19 protein-coding genes and 1 riboswitch are annotated in these 22,168 nt (G+C 73.1%); of the genes, 7 read left to right on the top strand and 12 right to left on the bottom strand.

The features are described from left to right. Positions 1–33 precede the first annotated feature (33 nt). The 5 genes from ABD329_RS02845 to ABD329_RS02865 are packed head-to-tail and all read right to left on the bottom strand — an operon-like array spanning position 34 to position 5,224. Positions 34–1,041: a lysylphosphatidylglycerol synthase transmembrane domain-containing protein gene (locus tag ABD329_RS02845; protein ID WP_246618704.1), complete on the bottom strand. Its 1,008-nt coding sequence runs from the start codon at positions 1,039–1,041 to the stop codon at positions 34–36. Positions 1,042–1,062: 21 nt separating this feature from the next. Continuing rightward, entirely contained in the window at positions 1,063–2,280 is a 1,218-nt protein-coding gene (locus ABD329_RS02850; protein WP_198278976.1) for a glycosyltransferase 87 family protein, read from the bottom strand. Next, positions 2,277–3,767, bottom strand: coding sequence for a polyprenol phosphomannose-dependent alpha 1,6 mannosyltransferase MptB (gene mptB, locus ABD329_RS02855; RefSeq protein ID WP_246618705.1), 1,491 nt, complete (start codon positions 3,765–3,767; stop codon positions 2,277–2,279). Before mptB ends, ABD329_RS02850 begins: the two co-directional genes overlap by 4 nt. Positions 3,768–3,788: 21 nt before the next feature. After that, positions 3,789–5,030 carry an NAD(P)/FAD-dependent oxidoreductase gene (locus tag ABD329_RS02860; RefSeq protein WP_198278978.1) on the bottom strand — a complete coding sequence of 414 codons (1,242 nt, stop codon included), beginning with the start codon at positions 5,028–5,030 and terminating at the stop codon, positions 3,789–3,791. Then, a complete protein-coding gene (locus ABD329_RS02865; protein WP_037957742.1) occupies positions 5,027–5,224 on the bottom strand; it encodes a ferredoxin in 198 nt (65 codons plus the stop codon). The genes ABD329_RS02860 and ABD329_RS02865 overlap by 4 nt, the downstream gene beginning before the upstream one ends. A gap of 349 nt (positions 5,225–5,573) precedes the next feature. Here ABD329_RS02865 and ABD329_RS02870 point away from each other — a divergent pair, with 349 nt between their 5' ends. After that, the gene (locus tag ABD329_RS02870; RefSeq protein WP_198278979.1) at positions 5,574–7,502 is read left to right on the top strand and encodes an FUSC family protein; all 1,929 of its coding nucleotides are present in this window, start codon (positions 5,574–5,576) and stop codon (positions 7,500–7,502) included. 37 nt (positions 7,503–7,539) lie between these two features. Here the strand turns inward: ABD329_RS02870 and ABD329_RS02875 are convergent, their stop codons facing one another. Together ABD329_RS02875 and ABD329_RS02880 are read right to left on the bottom strand one after the other, a co-directional pair. Next, positions 7,540–8,133 carry a cutinase family protein gene (locus tag ABD329_RS02875; protein ID WP_198278980.1) on the bottom strand — a complete coding sequence of 198 codons (594 nt, stop codon included), beginning with the start codon at positions 8,131–8,133 and terminating at the stop codon, positions 7,540–7,542. 91 nt (positions 8,134–8,224) lie between these two features. Next, entirely contained in the window at positions 8,225–9,742 is a 1,518-nt protein-coding gene (locus ABD329_RS02880) for an AlkA N-terminal domain-containing protein (protein WP_198278981.1), read from the bottom strand. Positions 9,743–10,062: 320 nt separating this feature from the next. On the opposite strand from ABD329_RS02880, the gene ABD329_RS02885 reads away from it, so the two are divergent. Further along, entirely contained in the window at positions 10,063–10,491 is a 429-nt protein-coding gene (locus tag ABD329_RS02885) for a VOC family protein (RefSeq protein WP_198278982.1), read from the top strand. 162 nt (positions 10,492–10,653) lie between these two features. Beyond that, positions 10,654–13,611, top strand: coding sequence for an NACHT domain-containing protein (locus tag ABD329_RS02890; RefSeq protein ID WP_344315870.1), 2,958 nt, complete (start codon positions 10,654–10,656; stop codon positions 13,609–13,611). A 4-nt stretch (positions 13,612–13,615) separates the two neighbouring features. Here ABD329_RS02890 and ABD329_RS02895 read toward each other — a convergent pair whose 3' ends face one another. Then, entirely contained in the window at positions 13,616–14,494 is an 879-nt protein-coding gene (locus ABD329_RS02895; RefSeq protein WP_344315871.1) for a bifunctional 5,10-methylenetetrahydrofolate dehydrogenase/5,10-methenyltetrahydrofolate cyclohydrolase, read from the bottom strand. Positions 14,495–14,516: 22 nt separating this feature from the next. Then, positions 14,517–14,603, bottom strand: a riboswitch (ZMP/ZTP riboswitch). Positions 14,604–14,768: 165 nt separating this feature from the next. Here ABD329_RS02895 and ABD329_RS02900 point away from each other — a divergent pair. Then, positions 14,769–15,005, top strand: coding sequence for a hypothetical protein (locus ABD329_RS02900; RefSeq protein WP_086885525.1), 237 nt, complete (start codon positions 14,769–14,771; stop codon positions 15,003–15,005). A gap of 70 nt (positions 15,006–15,075) precedes the next feature. On the opposite strand, the gene ABD329_RS02905 is transcribed toward ABD329_RS02900, so the two are convergent. Continuing rightward, positions 15,076–16,020 carry a LysR family transcriptional regulator gene (locus ABD329_RS02905; protein ID WP_344315872.1) on the bottom strand — a complete coding sequence of 315 codons (945 nt, stop codon included), beginning with the start codon at positions 16,018–16,020 and terminating at the stop codon, positions 15,076–15,078. Between the two features lie 114 nt (positions 16,021–16,134). Between ABD329_RS02905 and ABD329_RS02910 the strand changes: the two genes are divergently transcribed. Both ABD329_RS02910 and ABD329_RS02915 read left to right on the top strand, forming a co-directional pair. Continuing rightward, positions 16,135–17,256, top strand: coding sequence for a diaminopropionate ammonia-lyase (locus ABD329_RS02910; RefSeq protein ID WP_344315873.1), 1,122 nt, complete (start codon positions 16,135–16,137; stop codon positions 17,254–17,256). 49 nt (positions 17,257–17,305) lie between these two features. Continuing rightward, positions 17,306–18,586: a M20 family metallo-hydrolase gene (locus ABD329_RS02915; protein ID WP_344315874.1), complete on the top strand. Its 1,281-nt coding sequence runs from the start codon at positions 17,306–17,308 to the stop codon at positions 18,584–18,586. 12 nt (positions 18,587–18,598) lie between these two features. Here the strand turns inward: ABD329_RS02915 and ABD329_RS02920 are convergent, their stop codons facing one another. Continuing rightward, positions 18,599–19,339: a type 1 glutamine amidotransferase domain-containing protein gene (locus ABD329_RS02920; protein ID WP_344315875.1), complete on the bottom strand. Its 741-nt coding sequence runs from the start codon at positions 19,337–19,339 to the stop codon at positions 18,599–18,601. Positions 19,340–19,419: 80 nt separating this feature from the next. Next, positions 19,420–20,247 (bottom strand): endonuclease I family protein, encoded by an 828-nt coding sequence (locus ABD329_RS02925; protein ID WP_344315876.1) that lies wholly within the window; start codon positions 20,245–20,247, stop codon positions 19,420–19,422. 237 nt (positions 20,248–20,484) lie between these two features. Between ABD329_RS02925 and ABD329_RS02930 the strand changes: the two genes are divergently transcribed. Continuing rightward, positions 20,485–21,192, top strand: a complete 708-nt coding sequence (locus ABD329_RS02930; protein ID WP_344315877.1) for a ribonuclease H family protein — start codon at positions 20,485–20,487, stop codon at positions 21,190–21,192. Positions 21,193–21,205: 13 nt separating this feature from the next. On the opposite strand, the gene ABD329_RS02935 is transcribed toward ABD329_RS02930, so the two are convergent. Then, the gene (locus ABD329_RS02935) at positions 21,206–22,093 is read right to left on the bottom strand and encodes a maleylpyruvate isomerase family mycothiol-dependent enzyme (RefSeq protein ID WP_344315878.1); all 888 of its coding nucleotides are present in this window, start codon (positions 22,091–22,093) and stop codon (positions 21,206–21,208) included. Positions 22,094–22,168 lie beyond the last annotated feature (75 nt).

Raw genomic sequence — 22,168 nt, forward strand, 5'->3', positions numbered from 1 at the left:
CGCCGGACCCTGCGCGGCCCTGACCCCGCCGGGTCAGACGATCTTCCAGCGGACCAGTCCGCCCAGCACCAGCGCCCCGGGGATCAGCGGCAGCCACACCGTGATGAAGCGGTACGCCAGCACCGTGGAGGTGGCCGACTCGACCGGCGCCCCCGCCGCCACCAGCGCGATGACCAGCGCCGCGTCGACCGAGCCGATACCACCGGGGGCGGGGACGACGGCGGCCACCGCCGTGGCGGCCAGATACGCGAGCATCACATGCGCCGGCCGCACCTCGAGCTCGAGCGCCAGCGCGACCGCCACCAGCCCCGTCGCCTGGAGCAACGGAAACGCCAGCGAACCACCCCACAGCGCCAGCGCCCTCGACGGCCGCATGTGCAGCGAACGGGCGTCGGCCAGCGCGGTGCGCAGGAACGTCACCACGAGCCGGCGCACCGGACGGATCAGCGCCACCCCGGCCACCAGCACCCCGGCCGCCGCGACCACACCGGCCACCACCGTCCCGCTCACCGACTCCGGGAGCAGCGGGCCCAGCCGCAGCGCCTCGGGAAACGCCACGAGCAGCACCAGCAGCAACCCCACCCGGGCCGTGGCCTCCGCCAGGAAGTACAGGGCGAGCGCCGCCGAGGAGCGGGCGGCCGGCAGCCCGCAGCCCGTCATGAACCGGATGTTGACCGCGCTGGCGCCGATCCCCGACGGCAGCAGATGGTTGGCCGCCCCCGCGGCGAACTGGGTGGCGAACAGCCGCCTGGCCGGCAGCCGCTCCAGCACCGTGCCCTGCCGGGCGAACGACACCGCCACCCAGCCGAGCCCGGTGGTCGCCACCGCCGTCAGCAGCCAGTACGGATTGGCGGTGAACATCTGACGGGCGCCGGAGCCGATCAGCGACCGGTGCTGGACCACCCAGACGGCCACGACGAGCAGCGGCAGCAGACACAGGATCTGGCGCAGCGGCAGCCGCCGGTACAGGGGCCTGCGCCCCGTCCGCTCCGCGGTCCGGTCCAGGGGCTGCTCCGCGGGGCGCGGCATCGCTTCAGGCATCGCTCCGGACACTCCTGTCGGTCATGGGACACGTGCCGTATGTGGCTCTTGGCTCAGCATCGTCGCGGAACGCGCACCGCGCAGCGGGAGCGCGATCAGCAGGCCGAGGCAGATCCACACATAGGTGTTGCTGCCGAGGAAGCCGTCCACCCCGGTGGAGTCGAACCGCCACAGCCACACCACGCTGCTGCACAGCAGCACGTACACCACCGCTCCGACCTGGAGCAGCAGCCTGCGCCGGGCCGGTGGCGCGTCCGGCCGCAGCCCGCTGTCGACCAGCACCGCCAGGGCCGGAATCAGCCACACCAGATGGTGCACCCAGGTGATCGGGCTGATCAGACAGGCGGTCACCCCGGTCAGCGCGAACCCGGCCCGCTCGTCCCCCAGGGCCACCGCGCAGCGCACCCGGTGCACCCAGACGGCCAGCACCGCGAGCACGCCGAGCGCCCACACCACCCCGCTCGGCGGCACCGGATCGACCAGCCGGGCCAGCACCCCTTCCCACGACTGGTTGGAGACGTAGGAGAGCACCCCGATCCGGTCGGTGTCCCACAGCGCCTCGGTCCAGTAGATCCGGGAGGCCCCCGGCGCCACCGCCAGGGCCAGCAGGGTGGCGGCCGCGGCGGTGGCCGTGGCGGTCGCTGCGGCGCGCCACCGCCGGGTGATCAGCAGATAGCCGATGAAGATCGCCGGGGTGAGCTTGATGGCGGCGGCGAGCCCGATACCGCAGCCCGCGAACCGGCCACGCCCCGTGGAGAGCAGCCAGGCGTCGAAGAACACCAGCACCAGCAGCAGCAGATTGACCTGCCCGAAGCTGAAGGTGTCCCGCACCGGCTCCAGCAGGACGAACAGACAGGCCGCCACCACGAAGGCGAACCACTTGTTCCAGCCGTGCCGCTGGACGATCGGCCCGATCAGCCAGGTGAGCAGGGTGGCCGAGGCGGCCACGTTGAGCACCATGCTCAGGGTGATCGCGGCCGGCCAGGTGAACAGGGCCATCGGCAGCATGCACAGCGCGGCGAAGGGCGGATAGGTGAAGCCGTAGTCCGCCCCGTCCGCGCCGGGGATGGTGAAGTCGTAGATGCGGCCGTCCCGCAGCCAGTGGCCCACGGCGTCGTAGTAGACGTTGAGGTCGAACCAGTGCCGGTGCAGCGGGACGAAGGCCAGGAACAGTCCCACCGCCACGGTCAGGGCGAGCGCCAGGACCAGCCGTCCGCGCGATGTGGTGGGCCCCGTCATGCCGAACGCTCCGATCGGTGGCCGCCGGGGACGGCGGGCAGCGCGTTGCCGGTGGCGAACCCCGGCGTGTGCCGTACGCACCACAGCGCGCACACCGCCAGCGCGCCCCCGCACACGGCGTACGTCAGCTGCCGCGAATCCGGCGCGAACCCATTGGGCAGCACGGCCAGCGCGAGCACCCCGCTCCCGGCCACCACCGCCTTGCGCACCGTTCCGCCAGGGCCCGCCGCCGCGATCACGAACAGCCCCCACAGCACGTACCAGGGCCGGATCGCCGGGCCCAGCACGGCCACCGCGATCAGGCTCAGCCCCAGCGCGTACACCGGCCGGGGGCGGGGCGGGCGCAGCCAGGCGGCCCCGATGGCCACGGCGGTGGCCAGCAGTCCCAGACCGTGCCACGCGGGCGCGGCCAGCGGTGCCAGACCGCTGCCTACGGCCTCCAGCAGGGCGCCGGTGGCGCGGCCGAGGGTGCTGGTCAGCGCCCAGTTGTCCGGTGAGGCCGGGGTGGTGAGCGCGGAGATCCAGCCGTAGCCGGTGCCGGTGACGGCCGTCGCCGCTCCCGTGGTGGCCAGGGACAGCGCGGCGGTGGCCGCCACGGCGCCGACGCGGCGCCTGCGGCCCTCCACCTGGCGCGCCCACAGCGTGGCGACCGCCAGCAGCCCCAGCGCCGCCGGTGCCTTGACCAGGGCGGCGAGCGTGACCAGCACCGCGCCACAGGCCGGCCATCGGCCCGTCGCGGCCACCAGCCCGGCCCCGAGCAGCCCGAGCATCACGGCATCATTGTGCGCCCCACCCACCAGATGCAGCAGCAGGAGCGGGTTGAGGCCGCCCAGCCACAGGGCGGCGCTCGGGTCGGTGCCGCAGCGGCGGGCCAGCACGGGCAGTGCGAGCACCATCAGCGCCACCCCGAGCAGCGCGATCAGCCGCAGCCCGATCACCCCGAGGGACGGCTCGGCGCGCGAGGCATGGGCGATGGCCGATTCGAAGGCCAGCGAGACCGGGCCGTACGGCGTCGGGGTGTGCTGCCACACCGGCGCCACCTCGTCCGCCAGCGGCCCGCCGAGGCGGATGGGACCGTGGGTGTAGACGTCGATGCGGGCGTGCACCATCGCGCCCTGGGCGAGATAGCTGTACACATCCCGGCTGAACAGCGGCGGCCCGGGCAGCAGGGGAGCGGCCCAGGTGGCGAGCGTGATCAGCAGGGAGCGGGGTCCTGGCGGTTTCGGCCCGCGCACCTCGCGCCCCAGCAGCCACCACGCCGCGATCAGCAGCACCAGCCCGAAATAGGTGCTGATCAGCCCGAGCGCCTCTCTCCCGGAGTCAGGGGTGAGGGCGTCCCCCACCGGTAGCGCTCCGGCCGTGGCTCCGCCCGCTGCCAGGGCCACCGACCCGGCGAGCCCGAGGAGCCGACAGTGACCAGGAGCGACGGCGACACGTTGCGGGAGAAGACGGCGGACCAGCACCCAGCCAGCCTCGCGAGGGCGCATGGCCGGAAATTGACGTCGTGGTCACCGGAGACTGGCCGAGAGGTGTCGGCCGGGCCACACCGCCTGGGGAGCGGGCAGGATCGATGCCCACGGTGCCCGGTCAACCACGAGTTGACGCAGTTTGCGCAGCTCGCACGGGCTGTTCCAGCCGAGCACCCCGACCACCCGGCCCCGGTGTCCATAGGCGACGACGAAGTGGCCGCCCTCGAGCTCGCCGTGGAGCACGGCGAGTTCGGCGTCGGCGGGAAAGATGCCGTACGCCTGGATATGGGCGTCGTACTGATCGGTCCAGAAGTACGGCACGGGGGCGAACGGCTGGTTCCCGCCGAGCACATTGTGGGCGACGGCCCGCGCCTGTTCCGTGGCGTTCAGCCGGTGTTCCAGCCGCATCCGGCAGCCGAAGTGGTTGTTGTGCCACGAGGCGACATCACCGGCCGCGTAGACGCCCGGGGCCGCGCGGCAGGTGGGATCGCATTCGACACCGTTGCGCAGCTCGAGGCCGGATCCGGTCAGCCAGCCGATCGCCGGGGCGGAGCCGATGGCGACCACCACCACATCGGCGTCCAGCAGTGTGCCGTCGGTGAGTTCGAGACCGGTCACCCGGCCGCCGGACTCGAAGAACCGCCGCACCCCGGTGCCACAGCGCATGGACACCCCGTTCTTCTTGTGCAACCGCCCGACCAGGGCGGCTATCCGATCGCCGAACTGCCGTCGCATCGGCACCGGCCGGGGGTCGATCATGGTGACGTCCAGCCGCATCCTGCGGGCCGCCGCCGCGGCCTCCGAGCCCAGGAAGCCCGCGCCCACCACCGCCACCCTCACACCCGGCTTGCGGCGCAGATCGGCGCGCAGGGCGAGGGCGTCGTCGAGGGTGCGCAGCAGATGCACCCCGGCCAGATGGTGGGCGCCGGGCAGGCTGTTGGGGGTGACTCCGGTGGCGATGACCAGGGCGTCGTAGGAGACGTCGGCGCCGCCGTCCAGCACCACCCGGCGGGCGGCGGTGTCCAGACCGGTGGCGGAGCTGCCGAACAGCAGCCGCGCGTCGAGGGCGGACAGCTCCTCGTCGGTGCGCAGCTTGATCCGGTCCGGCTCCCAGGTGCCCGCCAGGATCTGCTTGGACAGCGGCGGCCGGTTGTAGGGGGTGTGGGGCTCGTCGCCGATGAGGGTGAGCCTTCCGTCGTACCCCTCGGTGCGCAGTGTGACCGCCGCGGTGAGCCCCGCGACCGAGGCACCCACGATCACGACGTTCCGCGGTGCGCTCACGAGTCGGCCAGGGCGATCGCCAGGGCGGGGCAGACGGCGGCCGCGTGCCGGACGTCGTCGTGCAGCTCCGCCGGCGGGCGGTCGTCGAGGAGTACGGCGAGACCGTCCTCGTCCCGCTGGTCGAACACGTCCTGGGCGGCGAGGACGCACTGCCCCGAGGCGACGCATTTGTCCTGATGCAAGGTCACCTGCATGGCGTTCTCCGACACTGGGGATCAACGGAAGGCGGTTACCAGACGAATGTTCGGTAACGGGCGCAAGGGAGGCTAGTTCGCCCGCGTACCCAGCACAACACGCTCCGCAAGAAGCTGGCCACGGAGCGAGACATATGAGCCTGGCATGTGCACCCCGAACAGGCCGACCGGCTGGTCCGGGAAGACTGTACAAAACACCAGGTCATACCCGGGTCCGCGGACCGGGGGCCGTTTGTGCGCGGGATGGGGCATCGGCGGCTCACATGGCGGAAATACGCAGGTTACGAAAGTTCCGCATTGCTCACGTACGGTTCGAAGAGCCCCACGATTTCCACCTCACGGAGGATCCTTGCGCGCGCTCCGCACACCGCCCGACTGGCTGACGCACCCCCTGAGCGGAGTGCGGGCCCTGCGGGGGCCCGTGCCCTGGGCCGCGGTGCTCCGCGGGGCCCTCGGCGTGGGACCGGTGGTGGCCGTCGGCGTGGCGTCGGGACACACCCCGTTCGGGATGCTCGCCGGACTGGGGGCGATGTTCGCCCATATCAACGACCGCCCCGCCACCCGCGCCACCCGCGTCGTGCGCATCGGCCTGCCCGCCCTCGCCGGGGCCCTCGGGCTGCTGACCGGGGCCTGGCTGGGCACGCTGGGCCTCGGCGTCTGGATCGCGTTCGCCCTCGCCGCCGTCGGACTGGTCTCCGGCGCGATGAGCGCCATCGGCCCGGTCTGCTCCTCCGCCGGGGTGCAGCTGATGGTGCTCGCCGTCGTCGGCGCGGGCATGCCCCTCCCGGTGGCCCCGCCGGCCCGGGCGGGCCTGCTGCTCATCGGCGCCGCATGGGTGATCGCCATGGCAGCGCTGCTGCCCCGCGTCATCCCCTCGCGCCAGGCCGCGCCCTCCGGTGAACGGGAGGCGGTGGCCGCCGTGTACGACGCCCTGGCCGACCTGATGACCGCGGTCGGCACCGACGGCGGCCAGGCCGCCCGGCGCAAGCTGACCGCCGCCTACGACGCGGCGTACGAAGCCCTCTACGCCCACCGTCTCCCCCTGCACCGGGTCGACGAGGAGGAGCGGCGGTCGCGCGACCGGCTGGCGGTGGCCGGAGCGCTCAGCGAGGGCATCCTGACCCTCCTGTGGGAGGACGAACCCGTACCCGAGCGCATCGCGCGCACCCCCGCCCAACTGGCCCGCTCGGTACGGACCGGGCTGCCACCGGGCCGGCTGCCCGCCCCGGTGCCCGACACCGCGGGCAATGTGGCCATGCACCGGGCCGTGCTGCTCGCCGCCCGGGTGTTCGACGGCGAACCGGCGCCGCCCGTCGGCGCGGTGGTCCCCGACCACCGGCAGCGGCTGCGCCGCGCGCTCGGCCCGGCGGGCCGGGAGTACGCCGCCCGGGTGGCCCTGTGCGTGGGCGTCAGCACCGCCCTCGCCCAGCAACTCCCGGGCGACCACTGGTACTGGCTCCCCGCCACGGCCGCCTTCCTGGTCAAGCCCGACATGGGCCCGCTGGTCTCGCGGGCCCTCTCCCGCGCCCTCGGCACCGCCGTGGGCGTGGCCGTCTTCGGCGGCCTCGCCACGCTGCTCGCCCCCGGCGCGGGCGACCCCGGCAGCTGGCCGGTGGCCGTCGCGGCCGTCTGCTCCGCGCTGATCCCCGTCTCCGTGCGCCACTTCGCCCTCCAGACCGCCGTGCTCACCCCGCTGCTGCTCTCCCTGGTCTACCTCGGCGGCGACACCGACCCCGGGTTCACCCGGCTCACCGACACGCTGCTGGCCTGCGGTGTGGTCCTGGCCGCCGGGGCGCTGCCCGGGCTCGGCGGTCCGCGCGCCCAGGTGTCGGTGCGGCTGTCGCTCGCGGTCCGCGCCACCCGGGACCACCTCGACCGGGTGCTCACCGCCGAGGCGCCGTACGCCACCCGGCTGCGGCTGCGCCGCGAGGCCTACCGCGCGCTCGCCGACGCCCGCCGGGCGGTGGAGGTGGCCGGTGCCGAACACCCGCCGTTCGGCCGGGACCTGGCGGCCTGGGCGCCGGTGGTGCTGGCCCTGGAGAAGATCGTGGACGCGGTCACGGCCTGCGGCGTACGGCTCGACCAGGGCGCCCCGCAGCCCGATCCCGCACTCGCGGCCCGGCTGCGGGCCGCGCTGTCCGACCTGGCCGACGCCGTCGCCACCCGCCGTCCCCCGACGGACCTCGTCCTGCCCGCGGGGGCGGCGGTGGGCGACTGCGCGACCATCGCCGATGTCACCGCAGGGCTGCGCACGGTGCGCGACCTGGCGGCCCGGTGAGCCCGTGCACAGCCCGGCGGCCGACGGCTGACCCCGCTCACCTCCCCGGCGGCGGATTGCCGGGCGCGCAGAGCGGCACACCGTCCTGCCACGCACCGCCCTTGAGGTAGATGTTGCTGATCCATCCCCGGCGGTCGGAGAGATGGCTCCAGGCGTCGTTGGTGTAGCCCTCCGCCGTCACCCGCTCCGCGTGGACCTGGCACTGGACCCGCACCTGGCTGGGACCCTGAAGCGTGGTCACGTCCGGTGAGCCCTGTGCGGGGTCCCGGTGGACCCGTACGTCATCGCCCCAGGTGTTACGGAAGTCGACGTTGTCGCCGTAGCCCCGCCCGGGTTGGTGTCGCATTCGGGAACGCCCTCGAGCCAGGCGCCGCCCCGGAGGTAGATGTTGGACACCCACGCGTTGCGGTCCGGCGACGTTCACCACGGCGGCCACGGCCTCCTGATTGGCCTGGAGCAGCGGATCCTGCATCGCCTGCTTCATCAGATGGGCACCCATGGAGTACCCGAGCAGGATGAGGTTGGTGCCCTTGCCGCAATTGGTGTTGTACCAGCTCACCTCCTGGGCGAGTTTCTCCTTCCCCAGCCTCAGGGACTCGTTGCAGCCCGGCTCCCAGGGCCAGTACTGCAACGCGTTCGCGGGGTCATCGGGACGTTCGCGGCGATGAGTTGAGGGGCGCGGCGTCTCTCGGGTGTCTCCCGGCGAGTGTTTCCCGGCGGGATCATTCGGGCCGGGGCCGCGGGGCGTTCCAGAGGTGGTGCATGGCGTACGAGCGCCAGGGTCGCCAGCCCTCGGAGTCCTCCAGATGGGCCCCGGCGCCGCGGGCCCCGGCCCGTACGGCGACATCCGACTCCAGCAGCACATCGGGGTCGCTCAGCGCCCGCATCCTGATGTAACCGGCCGTCCAGGGGCCGATGCCGCGCAGCCCCAGCAGCTCCTTCTCGGTCCGGTCGCGGTCGGCGCCCGCGTCCAGCCGCACGGTGCCGTCCGCGAGCGCGGCGGCGAGCGTGCGCAGCGTGGCGCGCCGGCTCTCCACCATGCCGAGCTCGCCGAACGGCGCCTCGGCGAGATCCTCCGCGCGGGGGAAGAGATGGGTCAGCCCGCCGTCCGGCCGCTCCAGGGGTGTCCCGTACGCGGCGATCAGCGCATCGCCCAGCACCCGCCCGGCGGCCACCGAGACCTGCTGGCCGAGCACGGCGCGAAGGGCGAGCTCATGGGGGTCGGCGGTGCCCGGCGAACGCAGCCCCCGCCGCGCGGCCACCAGCGGCGCGAGGGCGGCATCGGCACCGAGGCGCTCGGCGACCGCGTACGGATCGGCGTCCAGGTCGAACAGGCGCCGGATCCGCTGGATGGCGGTGGTCAGATCGCGCAGCTCGGTCAGGCGCAGCCGGCACTCCAGCCAGCCGTCGCCGGGCCGTTCGTCGACCTCGACGATGGCGCAGGCGTGCGGCAGCCGCAGCGTGCGGCGATAGGTACGGGCGCCCGGCGCGCCCACCATCTCCTCCAGGCCCGCGAGGGCGCGCCGGGCGAGGTAGTCGAAGACCTGCGCGGTGTCGTACGGACCGCGGTAGGCGAGGCGCAGCGGCACCCCGGCCGTTCCGCCGTTCGTCCCACCGCTGGTCCCGCCGTTGGTCCCCAGCACCCCGCCGGGCGCCCCCGTGGGCCCGGACAGGGCGGACTTCCCCGGCCGGGCGGCGCGCAGCTCGGTGGGGGTGGCGGCGTAGATCTCGCGCAGGGTGTCATTGAACTGCCGGACGCTGGAGAACCCGGCCGCGAACGCGATCTCCGAGGCTCGCAGCGCGGTGGTCTGTAGCAGGATCCGCGCGGTGTGGGCGCGCTGGGCGCGGGCGAGCGCCACCGGCCCGGCACCGACCTCGGCGGTCAGCTGCCGCTGCACCTGCCGGGCGCTGTACCCGAGCCGCGAGGCGAGCCCGGACACCCCCTCCCGGTCCACCACCCCGTCCCCGATCATCCGCATGGCACGGCCGACGGCGTCCGCCCGCGCGTTCCAGTCGGCGGAACCGGGTACGGCGTCCGGCCGACAGCGGCGGCAGGCCCGGAACCCCGCGCCCTGCGCGGCGGCCGAGGTCGGGAAGAACCGGACGTTCTTGCGCCGGGGTGTGGTTGCGGGGCAGCTCGGCCGGCAGTAGATCCCCGTCGTGGCGACACCGAAGAAGAACTCGCCGTCGAACCGCGCGTCGCGGCTGCACACCGCCTCGTACCTGCTGTCGTCGCTCATCACACCTCCACTGTGCGCCCTGGGAGGGGAGGCGTGCTGGCGGAAATCGGACATGGCGCTCGCCGGGCGAAGGCGTCGGTCTCGCGAGCCTGCTCCGGCGCCCGGGGGCCGGGTGCCCCGGGGCCGGACTTCCGGACGCTGCTAGAGTCGGCGACGTGACTGCCGGGTCGGCCATGGGCCACGCACGAGTGAGGCGCCCGGCCTCGGCGTGAGCCCGAGGCGGGCCAGAGGCCCGCCGCTTCCTCCGTGTCGTTCCTCCTGGCGCCCGTCTGCGCGGCGCCTGTTCCAGCGGATTCCACGATGCGGAGACACCACCACAGATGTCACACCACGAGCGGCCCCAGCACGACTCAGAGCCCCCGGCCACCGCCGTTCAGCTGAATCACACCGCCGTCTATGCCCACGACCGGGCGCTGTCCGCCGAGTTCATCGCCGCGATTCTGGGGGTGGAGGTCGGAGCCCCGTTCGGCCCGTTCCTGCCCGTCGATCTCGGCAACGGCGTGACGCTCGACTACTACGAGAAGCGCGACGAGCCCATACAGCCGCAGCACTACGCGTTCCTCGTGCCCGATGAGCGGTTCGACGCCATGATCGCCCGCCTGGAAGCGGTCGGCGTCACCTACTACGCCGACCCCCACCACACCGACCCCGGCCGGATCAACCGTCTCTTCGGCGGCCGTGGCGCGTACTTCGACGATCCCAGTGGCCACAACATGGAGATCATCACCCGGCCCTACATCCGCCCTTAGCCACCGCCCTTAGCCACCGCCCTGGCCACCGGCTCCGGCCACCGGCCCTGGCCACGAGGGGCATCAGCCACAGGGGGCGTCCGAAAGGGCGTCCCCGCCGGGCTGTACACCCGCGCGGCGCCTGGGCCACCATGTGGCTGGGGGATGCGTAAGGGGGAGCGCATGAGGGGCGAGCCGATGGCGCGCAACGAGTTCTCGGGCACCGCGCACACGGTGATCCAGGCGCACACCATCCACGGCGGCATCCACTTCAACGACGGCCACCGTCCGTTCACCGGCCCCCGGCTCACCGGTCATCTGCTGCTCGCGGGCTGCTCGATGGCGGTGGGCGCGAGTCTGCTCCTCTGGACGCGGGACGGCGGCGACGCCCCCGCGCTGCCCGGTCCGACGCTCGGGGCGGTGGGCATCGTACTGGCCACGTTCGGCGCCTGGCTGGTGGTCCACGCCATCGTGCGCCACCGCCGCTCCAGGATCCTGTGGGGCGACCGTTCCGGCCCGGAGCTCAACGCGGCGGCCGAGCGGCTCGCAAGCGCCGTACGCGAGCAGTTGGGCCGTGAGGAGCGGCTGCGTCGGCTCCAGGACCCGGCGCCGATCCCGATCCGGTGGGACACCGCACCGCAGGACCTGATCGACCACTGGGAGAACGTCACCGCCGTCACCGCCGTCACCGCCGTCACCGGCGCTACGGGCGTCAGCGGCGGCGGCCCCATCGATCTCCGCGGCCGGTTCGAGGAGATCGCCGATGTGCTCGACCGGGTGCCCTCCGGCCGGCTCGTCGTACTCGGCCCGGCAGGTACGGGCAAGTCCGTGCTCATGGTCCGGCTCGCCCTCGACCGCCTCGCACGCCGCGCCCCCGGCGAGCGGATCCCGGTGATCCTGCCCCTCGCCACCTGGCGGCCCCAGGCCGAGCCCGACTTATGGGAGTGGGCGGCCGAGCTGCTCGGCACCCGCTACGCCTCACTGGCCACCAGCACCGCCTCCGCCCGCGACATCGCACGCGAACTGCTGCGCACCGGCCGCCTGTTGCCCGTCCTCGACGGCTTCGACGAACTGCCCGCGGCGGTCCGGCCGCAGGCCCTGCGGACCCTGAACGGAACGCTCGACCGGGCCGCGCGGATCGTCCTCACCAGCCGCGAGGACGAGTACCGCGCCGCGGCGCGAGAGGCACGCGTGCTCACCGGTGCCGCCGCCGTCAGCGTACGGCCGCTCACCGTCGCCGACCTCACGGCCTACCTCTCCCGCACCGCCCCGCCACCTCACGGCGCCGACGGGCGGCCCCAACGCCGCACCTCCTGGCGGCAGGTGCTCGACCCCCGGACGCCCGACCCCCGGACGCCCGACCCCCGGACGCCCGACCCCCGGACGCCCGACGCGGACCGCGCGGCCCGCGCGGCCCGCGCCCGGGTCCTGGGCGAGGCGCTGGCCACCCCGCTGATGGCGTCGCTGGCCCGCAAGGCGTACAGCGACACCGGCCGCGACCCGGCCGAACTGCTGGACTCCCACCGCTTCCCCGATCGCGCGGCCATCGAGGCGCATCTCCTCGACCAGTTCGTGCCCGCCACCTATGACACGTCTCTCGCCGCCGCGAGCCCGGGGCGACACTGGGCCGCCGGGGACGCGCACCGCTGGCTCAGCTTCCTCGCCCGCCACGCCCGGGCCCTGGGCTCCCCGGAGGTGACCTGGTGGAGCCTGCCACGCGCGCTGCCGTGGCCCGTCCGCTGCGCACCGGTGATCGCCGCCATGGCGATGGGGCTGGTGGCGCTGGCACCCGTCGGCTACGACCGGCCCGCGGAGGGTCCGCTGGGCATAGGGTCGTTGCCCCTGTTCGTCGTGGTGGCCCTGTTCGGCGTCGTCGCCGTCGTCGATGCCGCGTTGGACAGCCCCCGGCCCTGGACACTGACGGCCCGCGGGCGGCTGCCCCTCCTCCTGTGGAGAGCGGTCACCGTCGCCCCCGTCGCGCTCTTCGTGGTCCTGGCCGCCACGCTGGACCTGCGGGCTTCGCTGTACGCGGTGGTCCCGCTCATCCTGCTCGTGGGCGGTGCGGTCTGGCAGGGCACGGCCGATCACGCCCTGGCCCGCAGTCCACGAGCGCTGCTGCGCGCGGACCGCCGGACCGTATGGACGCTGCCCGGCACGCGTGCCGTCGCCGAACCCCGCCGTGCCGCCGCCGCGGTGGTGTGCCTCCTTCCGCCGCTGGCGCTGTTCCTGGGCGAACAGGTCAAGACCTACTACCCTCCGCGGGTGACGCCGCCCTCCCACGGCGAGGGGCTGGTCACCGGCCGGGACTGGTTGTCGGTGTCGCTGGGCAGCGCGGCGGCGCTGTTCCTGTACGGGTTCGCCGTGTCGGCATGGGGGAAGTTCACCATCGCCAGACTCTGGCTGGCCGTCACCGGCCGTCTGCCCTGGCGCCTGATGGAATTCCTGGACGACGCCTGTCAGCGGGGAGCCCTGCGCCAGTCCGGCGGTGTGCTGTCCTTCCGGCACCGCGCCCTCCAGGACCGGCTGGCCCCGCCCCCGCCGGGCCCACCGGCCGCCGCCCCACCGGCTGCCGCCCCGGTGGCCGATCCATCCGTGCCACGAGATGTGATCGTCTCGGCGCTGTCCCCGCTCGTGGTCTGTCTGATGCTGCCGGGGCTCGCCATCACCCTCATCACCCCGGACGACGAGCGCTACCGCTCCCTGCCCGAAGCCTGTGAGCTGCTGGACGAGCACATGGCCGCCCGTGCCATACCCCGACCGCACGTGTCGACCCGGGAACCCTTCAGCCATGGGGAGTCCCGCTGTTACTGGACCACCGACGGCGATATGTCGCCCAGAATCGACCTGGTGGTCACCATCGGGCAGGCGGAGGCGGCGCAGAGTGCCGTCCAGGAAGCCGTGGTGGCGTTCCGCAACGCGGACACCATCAGCGGAGAGCACGCCGGAGGCCGAAGGTCCACGCTCGACCTCGGGCAGGAGGCGGCCTGGTGGCGGTGGGACGGCGGCGGCCAGGTGCTGGTGCGCCAGGCCAATGTCGTCCTCAACATGGACATGCACGGACCCGGCGCCGACAAACGGCTGCCCGCCTTCGCCGAGGAGGTGCTGCACCGAGCACTGACAAGAGCCCGGCGCGGCGGTTGACCGCTCAGCGGTCCGCCCGTACGCCGGTCGGACCCGTCTGCCGCCGGGCGGCGTCCACGGTCTGTGCCAGCAGGACGGCGATGGTCATGGGCCCCACCCCGCCCGGCACCGGGGTGATCAACCGGGCACGCTCACACGCGGAATCGAAGTCGACATCGCCGACATTGCCGGGGTTGTACCCGGCATCGATCACCACGGCGCCCGGCTTGATGTCCTCGCCACGGATGAGCCGGGGCCGGCCCACCGCCGCCACGACGACATCCGCCTCCCGGAGCGCCGCGCCCAGGTCGGCGGTCCTGGAGTGGCAGTACGTCACCGTGGCGTCCCGGGCCAGCAGAAGCATTCCCACGGGCTTGCCCAGGATCGGACTACGGCCCACCACCACGGCGCGCCGCCCCGCGAGCTCGACGCGGTACTCGTCCAGGAGGCGCATGATGCCTCCCGGAGTGCACGACGCGAACCCCGGCAACCCGAAGCTCATCGCCCCGAACGAGCTCATGGTGACGCCGTCGACATCCTTCTCGGGAGCGATGGCCTCGAACGCCGCCCGCTCATCGATATGAGCCCCGACGGGATGCTGTAGCAGGATGCCGTGCACCTCGGGATCCTGGGACAGCGAGCCGAGGGTGTCGACCAGCTCCGAAGTCGTCGTGGCGGCGGGCAGGGCCACGAATCGTGAGGCGATCCCCGCCTTGGCGCAACGGGCGCGCTTCATACGGACATATGTGGCCGAGGCCGGATCCTCGCCCACCAGCACCGTCGCCAGACAGGGGGTGACTCCCGTGCGTTGGGTGATCTCCGAAGCGTGGCCCGCCGCTTCCGCCACGATGCGCCGGGCGAGACCGGCGCCATCCATGAGCTGGGCCGTCTGTGTCGAGGACAAGGTCGCCTCCCAGGCGTTACCGACTACTCGCCCAGGCGCACGGCATCGACCCGATCGTCAGGCCGCTCCCCGGTGGTGCTCCACCTCAGCGCCAGTCACGGCCCGACACCACTGTAGGGCACCCCCGGCGCCCTGCGACGGGCGTTTTTCTCCCCCTTTCCCGCCGCCATCCACCAGGCGTTTCCCCGCGGATGAGCGAATACCACCCCTGGCCGGGCCATGATCCGGTGCCCCCTAGACTGTCTCGCAATCCTCACGTTGATCGGAGCACGACATGCGTCGCCTTGCCCTCGCCCTCCTGGCATGTTCAGCCCTCACACTCGCCGGGTGCGCGCAGGACTTTGACCGGGGCCCTGACGGGACAGTCACCGACAAGGTCAAGGACGGGAAGAAGTTCTACCTGGTCGTGGATCCGGCCAAGGGCGGCGAGGAGAAGAAGTTCCGGGTCAGCAAGTACGACTACCACGACTGCAACCGTGGCTCGAAGTACCCCAAGTGCGTTGACGACTGAGGGTCCTTGAACCTGAGCGTACTCATCGTCGGCCCCGACCGTCCGCGGTCGGGGCCGACGGTGTTTCGGTTCACCCGTCGGCCGGGGCGGCCACGTCCGCGGCCGCCTGCCGCAGCGCGTGGCGGCAGGCCGCGATCGCGGGGTGGCGGCTGCGGCCCTGGCGTACGGCGGTGAAGACGCGGCGGGTGCGTTGGCCCCGGGGGAGCTGCCGCACCGTGACGGTCGGGGGCGCTCCGTTCCATACGAGGCTGGGGAGCAGGGCGGCGGCGTGGCCCTGCTCGACGAGGCGGAGATGGATCAGGAGGTCCGTGGTCTCGAACCGCACATCGGGCTCGAAACCGGCGTTCCGGCACAGGGTCATGGCCCAGTGGCGGGCGGCCGTGCCCTCGGGTTCCATGGCCCAGGGGTGACCGGCGAGCGAGCGCAACGACCCCGTGGGGCCGCCCTTGGGGCCGGGCCCGGTGTCGTTCCGCCCACCGGCCGGTGCGGGCAGCGCGAGGTGGAGCGGGTCATCGAGCAGATCCTCCTGCTCCAGACCGGGTGGCCGGGGGTTGGGGTTGCCCGGGTACTCCTCGGCGACGACCAGGTCGAAGTCGCGGGCCTGAAGCGCGGGGATCGCCGTCTCCGGTGGCATCTGCGTGATGTGCGCCCGCAGGCCGGGGTGGCGGTCGCGCAGCAGGCTCAGCATGCCGGGCACCAGGGCGAGAGTGGCCGTCTGGAACGAGGCGATGCGCAGGGTGCCGGTCAGATCGGTCAGGGAAGTGGCGATGTCCGCCTCGGCGTGCTCCAGCCGCTCCAGCACCGCTTCGGTATGGGCGACGAGGATCTCCGCCTGCTCGGTGAGCCGCACCCGCCGGCCCACCGGCTCCAGCAGCCGGACACCGACCTCCGCCTCCAGCTGGGACAGCTGCTGGGAGACGGACGAGGGGCTGTAGGAGAGGGCGGCGGCGACGGCCGCGAGGGTACCGCGGTGCTTGAGCTCGCGCAGCAGATGCAGTCGGTGCAGGTCGAACACGGGGTTACCTCTCTCCTTGCCGCGCAGGAGCTCGCCATTCGTCGGTTCTGACGATGCATATAGATGGAAAACATTCGCTGGACCGATGGGAGGTGCGGGCCGCACGCTGGCTGCGTGCCCGCATACGTCTCCTCCACCACCGAGCCGCCGTGGTTCGCCCGTCCCGCCGCCCGGGCCTGGACCTGCCCGCCCGCCCCCGCCGGGGTACGGGATTTCCACGCCTCCCTCTCCGGTTACGCCCCCACCCCACTGACCGAACTCCCGTCGCTGGCAGCCGAATTGGGGGTCGGGCGGGTCTTCGTCAAGGATGAGTCGTGCCGGCTGGGCCTGCCCGCCTTCAAGGCCCTGGGCGCGTCCTGGGCCGTGCACCGGGCCCTCGCCGCGCGGGCCGCACGCGGCGATGCCACAGGGCCCGTCACCCTGGTGAGCGCCACCGACGGCAACCATGGCCGCGCCGTGGCCCGGACGGCGCGCCTGCTCGGCCACCGTGCCCGGATCTTCGTGCCACGCGGTGTCCATCCGGAGGCCGTGGCGGCCATCGCCGCGGAGGGGGCGGAGGTCTGCCGGGTCACGGGCGCGTACGACGAGGCCGTGGGCCGGGCGGCCGCGGCGGCCGCCGAACCGGGCGCGTTCCTGGTCCAGGACACCGCCTGGCCCGGCTATGAACGGATACCGGGCTGGATCGTCGAGGGCTACTCCACCCTCTGCGCCGAAATCGACGAGCAACTCGCGGCCGCCGGAGCGGGGACGCCCGGCCTCATCGCCATCCCGATGGGCGTGGGTTCGCTGGCCCACGCCGTCGTCACCCACTACCGCAGCCGCCCGGCCCGGCCGCCCACCGCGCTGCTGTCGGTGGAACCCACGGCCGCCCCCTGCGTCATCGAGAGCCTCATATGTGGCGAACCGGTCAGCGTCACCACCGGCGAGACCATCATGGCCGGACTGAACTGCGGCACCCCCTCCAGCATCGCCTGGCCCCATCTGCGCGACGGTCTCGACGCGGCCATCGCCATCCCCGACGCCGCGCGCGCCCGCGCGGCGGGCGACCTCGCCCGGCTCGGCATCTCCAGCGGCCCCTGCGGCGCCGCCTCACTCGCCGGGCTGCGCGCCGCGCTCACCGGCGACGGCGCCGACGAGCGCCGCGCCGCGCTGGACCTCGGCCCCGCCTCCACCGTCGTGCTGCTGAGCACGGAGGGCGCCGCGGCCAACCCCGCCACCACCACCGCGGACATCTGACCCCATCCGCATCCGAATCCGCATCCGAACCACCCATGGGAGAACGAACATGACCGGCCCCATCCCCGACCCGATCACCGTCAACGGCCCCCGACTGTGGCAGTCGCTGATGGACCTCGCCGAGATCGGCGCGTACGACGACGAGCGCACCGGTCTGCGCGGGGTGAACCGTCTGGCCCTCACCGACGCCGACGCCGCCGGGCGGCGTCAGGTCATCGCGTGGATGGAGCAGGCCGGGCTGACGGTCCGGATCGACCGGATGGGCAACATCTACGGCCGCCGCGAAGGCACCGACCCCACGGCTGCCCCCGTGCTGACCGGGTCGCACATCGACAGCGTGGCCACCGCCGGTGCCTTCGACGGCTGTCTCGGAGTCCTAAGCGGCATCGAAGTCGTGCGGACGCTCGACGAGCGGGGCATCGGCACCCGCCGCCCCATCGAGATCGGTGTCTTCACGGAGGAAGAAGGTGTCCGCTTCGGCACCGACATGCTCGGCAGCGCGGTCGCCGCCGGGCGCCTCTCCCTGGAGTACGCCCACGCCCTGACCGATCGCGACGGCCGCACCCTCGGCGGCGAGCTGACCCGCACCGGCTTCCACGGCCCCGCCAATGTGCGTCTCGAACCGCCCTACGCCTACGTCGAGTGCCACATCGAACAGGGCCCCGTGCTCGCCGAGAACGATGTCCAGGTCGGCGTCGTCACCGGCGTTCAGGGCATCTCCTGGCAGGAGATCACCATCCACGGCCGCGCCGCCCACGCCGGTACCACCCCGACCCATCTGCGCGCCGACGCCGGCCTCGCCGCCGCCCGGATCGGCGTCCATCTGCGGTCCATGGTCGACTCCGGCGCCTACGGCGAGCTGCGCGCCACCGTCGGCCACCTGGCCGTCCAGCCGGACCTGATCAATATCGTCCCGGCGCGCGCCGAGCTCACCGTCGACCTGCGCAACCCCGACGACGCCCGGATGGCCCGCGCCGAGGAGGACCTCGCGGCCTTCCTGCGCACCCTGGAGGACGGCACGCCGGGGCTCACACTGACCACCCGGCGCATGGCCAGGACCGCGTACGTCCCCTTCGACGAGCGCGTTCAGAAGGTCATCGCCCAGGCCGCCGACGACCACGGCCTGGCCCACATCTCCCTGCTCTCCGGCGCCGGACACGACGCCCAGGAGATCGCCGCGCTCTGCCCCACGGCGATGGTCTTCGTGCGCGGTGAGTACGACGGGATCAGCCACAACCCCCGTGAGTACTCCACCCCGGAGGCGTGCGCCCACGGTGTCGACGTCCTCGCCACCACCCTCCTCCGGCTGGCCACGCAGGACCCGTCCTGATGGACGCGCCGGTCAGCTGAGCATCGCGGCGAAGCGCCGCGCGAAGAGATAGGCGTCGCCGGGCCAGCGGGCGGAGAGGTAGTTGCCGTCCCTTACGACGAAGGCCGGGGTGTCGTCCGTGGCAGTGCCACGGCGCCGCAGCTCGATGGGCCCGCGTTCGAACTGGGCGGGGTCGTCCAGGGCGGCGACCACCTCGTCCTGGACGTAGGCCGGGTAGGTGCGGTAGTAGCGGCCACGGCGCCAGGCCGTGAGGTAGTACGCGGTCCGCTCCATGTAGCCGGGCAGACAGGTGGTGCGCCGGTCGGCGAGGAGGCCGCGGCCGGTGTCCGGGTCGCGGGTGCGGGCCAGGACGAGGACGCCGTGGCAGATGGCGCCGACCGGGCGGTCCAGCCGCCAGAACTCCGCGATCTTCTCGCGCAGGACACCGGAGCCCAGGTACTGGCGCATCCCGGGTGCGTGGCCGCCGGGCAGGATCAGCCCGTCGTACGCCTCGGGCCGGAGGTCCGCCCACGCCACGGGGTGGCGGAAGGCGGCCTCGCCGGTCAGCCGCTCGTAGAACTCCTTGGGCTCGGGCTCCGCGCCGAGTTGCCCGAAGAGCACTCCGGTGAGCAGCAGCGGATCGGCCGCGGGCGGACCGTCGCCGTGTTCGGTGGCGAACACCACCTCATGGCCGAGGTCGGTCAGCAGCTTCCAGGGCACGGCCACCTCGGTGACGTCGAAGTCCCGGTCGGGCAGCGGCAGAAGGATACGCACGAGGACTGCCTACCACAGGAGCCACGGCCGTCCGCCGCCGGGTGGCGGCGGCGGACGGCCATCGGGACCGGTCGCGCGGATTACTTCCAGATGGAGTCGACCCACTCCGGGTGGTCGATGAACGGGTTGCGGTTGTGCTGGAAGCTGTCGTAGATGACCTCGTTGCGGTTCTTCTCGAAGTCGTCGGGCGGGTCCCCGGCGCTCCACTCCTTCAGTACGGAGAGACGGCCGATGTTGGGCGCGGAGCCGTTGTCGACCTTGTCGTTGGGCTCGAGGTCGGCGAAGCCGTCGTCTCCGTCGTAGCGGACGGCCATGTAGAGGATCATCCGGGCGATATCGCCCTTGACCTGGTCACGCGGTTCGAAGGAGTCGTCGTCGGTGCGGTTGCCCGGGGCGTCGGGCACCTCCTCGCCCCCGTTGTCGAAGTCCTTGTTGCCCCGGGCGCTGTTCACCTGCACATTGGCCGGGCGCAGATGGTGCAGATCGGTGCCGGGCCCGGTGGCCGTGCCGAAGTCGCCGTGCGACTTCGCCCAGACGTGCTCGCGGTTCCAGTCGTCGGGGTCACCGCCGTTGGCGTCCTTGGCCTGGGAGCGGCCGGAGTAGAGGAGGATGACGTTCGACGGGTTGTCCGGGTCCTCGTCCGTGGACTTCAGCGCGTCCCACACCTCGTCGTAGGACAGCTTGGTCTGCTCGCTGATGATCGTGTGCAGCGCCGCCTTCAGCTCCGGGCCGCTCTTGCCCGTCGCGTCCTGGTAGTAGTCGTCGGGCGCCTGCACGGCCGTGGGCCGGGTGGTGTCCGCCGTGGCCGGTGTGTCGGCGACGGCGACCGAAGGGGCGGCCACACCGGCCGCGGCCACGACGGCCAGCAGAGGAAGGCGCCGTGACCGGCGCGCGCGATGAGTGGACATGATGTGGGGGGTGTCCTCTCCGAGACGAGTACCCGGACCGCCAACTGGCGCCGCGAGTACGGATGTTCAAGGCACAAGCTCTCGGAGACTCGCATGCGTGACGCCCGAACGCGTGTACGCGATGTGCCCGTTCCGCGTGAATCCGGTGAACGCCATGAGCCGTGGAAAGGGCCGACCGACGGGTCTGCCGTCGGGTCTGCCGTCGGGCCGGATCGGCGGAGCTGGCAGTATCGGCGTATGGCTGAACAGATCATCGCCGCGTGTGACGGGGCATCGAAGGGAAACCCCGGGCCCGCGGCCTGGGCATGGGTCATCGCGGGCACGGACGGTGAGGTGGAGCGCTGGGAGGCCGGGCCGCTGGGCACCGCGACCAACAATGTCGCCGAGCTGACCGCGCTGCGAGAGCTGCTGGAGTCCACCGACGCGGGCGTGCCGCTGGAGGTGCGCATGGACTCCCAGTACGCGATGAAGGCGGTCACCACATGGCTGCCCGGGTGGCGGAGGAAGGGGTGGAAGACCGCCTCGGGGTCGCCGGTGGCCAACCGCGAGCTGGTGATGCGCATCGACGAACTGCTGGACGGCCGCACGGTGGCATTCGTCTACGTTCCGGCGCACCAGATCGACGGCGACCCGTTCAACGCGGCCGCCGACCGGGCGGCCAGCCACACGGCCCGCACCCAGCAGCCCGTGGGCACCTCGCTGGGCTCCGCCCTGCCCCCGCCCGAGGACCGGACGGCGGCACGCTCGGCCGGTCGTGGTGGCGCGGCCCGCCCGCGTACGGCGACGGGACAGGGGCGGGGGACCGCCGCGAAGAAGAGCACCGGCTCAAAGGGGTCCATCAAGGCGAAGTTCCCCGGCCGCTGCCGCTGCGGTACGCCCTACGCCAAGGGCGAGAGCATCAGCAAGAACCCCGACGGCTGGGGCCACCCGTCCTGCGCCACCTGAGCCACGCGGCGGATCAGGGCGGGGAGAAGAGCGCGGGGAAGCGGGGGGCGAGCCAGGGCTTGCGGCCCCAGGTGAGGACGCGGCCCCTGGCGACGGCGCCCCACGGTCCGAGGCGGCCCAGCGCCATGAGGAGGAAGGCCGCGGGCTCGGTGAGGATGGTGCAGTCCGGGCGGCTCGGCGGGCTGGGTGCGACGGTCATCGCGCCGTCGGTGAAGGCGGCGCCGAAGCAGGCGCCACCCCTCAGGCGGATGGCGTAGCGGGCGGTGAGCCCCGCGGCGGCCGTGGTGTCGAGCACCCGTGGCATGGCCGTGATCAGGAAGGGCAGGGTCAGCTCCACCCGGGCCCGGTTGAGCATGTGCGGGCGGCCCAGCGCGCGGGCGAGGTCATAGCCGTGGCCGAGCATATGGGTCAGCAGATACGACCCCAGTACGTCGAGGCTCATCGGGCCCATCGGCGTGACGAGTTCGCCGTGTGAGGCGTGCGCGGTGTCTGAAGGGTGTGAGGCGTGTGAGGCGTGTGACGTAGGTGACGCGTTTGACGCGGGCCGGCGGGCCGCCGACTCGAGGAAGGCTTCGGCCTGCTCCACGATCATGGCGGCCAGCGGCTCGGCCCGGCGCTCGGCGAACGCGGCGAGCGCGCGCTGGTTGGCCTCCGCGAGCCCCTGCGGGGTGCCGTCCCCGTAGCCGCGTTCCTCCCCGTCCGCGAGGTGTGCCATCAGCTCATTGGCCTGCGCCAGATGCGCCGCCGCCTCCCCGACCGTCCACCGCGATCCGGGCACCGGAGCCCCGGTGTCGGAGGCGCCGCGCAGCGTGGCGGCGATGTCGGCCGCGGTGGTGCGTATCGCCTCGTCCAGTCCCGTGGGCCACGTGCCGCCGTCGTCCTGCCCGTTCACCGATGCCACGCACTCTCCCTACACCTGGCCGGGAAGCTCCCTCGGGGTTACGGTGCCATGTGTCCCACGGTCGCCGGTATCGCA

This window comes from Streptomyces javensis, from assembly GCF_039525925.1.
Classification (GTDB): Bacteria; Actinomycetota; Actinomycetes; order Streptomycetales; family Streptomycetaceae; genus Streptomyces; species Streptomyces asiaticus.

What these genes read in the sequence shown, in the direction of transcription:
- ABD329_RS02845 (WP_246618704.1), bottom strand. Translation starts at nt 1,041, where the DNA reads ATGCCTGAAGCGATGCCGCGCCCCGCGGAGCAGCCCCTGGACCGGACC.
- ABD329_RS02850 (WP_198278976.1), bottom strand. Translation starts at nt 2,280, where the DNA reads ATGACGGGGCCCACCACATCGCGCGGACGGCTGGTCCTGGCGCTCGCC.
- mptB (WP_246618705.1), bottom strand. Translation starts at nt 3,767, where the DNA reads ATGCGCCCTCGCGAGGCTGGCTGGGTGCTGGTCCGCCGTCTTCTCCCG.
- ABD329_RS02865 (WP_037957742.1), bottom strand. Translation starts at nt 5,224, where the DNA reads ATGCAGGTGACCTTGCATCAGGACAAATGCGTCGCCTCGGGGCAGTGC.
- ABD329_RS02880 (WP_198278981.1), bottom strand. Translation starts at nt 9,742, where the DNA reads ATGAGCGACGACAGCAGGTACGAGGCGGTGTGCAGCCGCGACGCGCGG.
- ABD329_RS02885 (WP_198278982.1), top strand. Translation starts at nt 10,063, where the DNA reads ATGTCACACCACGAGCGGCCCCAGCACGACTCAGAGCCCCCGGCCACC.
- ABD329_RS02890 (WP_344315870.1), top strand. Translation starts at nt 10,654, where the DNA reads ATGAGGGGCGAGCCGATGGCGCGCAACGAGTTCTCGGGCACCGCGCAC.
- ABD329_RS02900 (WP_086885525.1), top strand. Translation starts at nt 14,769, where the DNA reads ATGCGTCGCCTTGCCCTCGCCCTCCTGGCATGTTCAGCCCTCACACTC.
- ABD329_RS02915 (WP_344315874.1), top strand. Translation starts at nt 17,306, where the DNA reads ATGACCGGCCCCATCCCCGACCCGATCACCGTCAACGGCCCCCGACTG.
- ABD329_RS02925 (WP_344315876.1), bottom strand. Translation starts at nt 20,247, where the DNA reads ATGTCCACTCATCGCGCGCGCCGGTCACGGCGCCTTCCTCTGCTGGCC.
- ABD329_RS02930 (WP_344315877.1), top strand. Translation starts at nt 20,485, where the DNA reads ATGGCTGAACAGATCATCGCCGCGTGTGACGGGGCATCGAAGGGAAAC.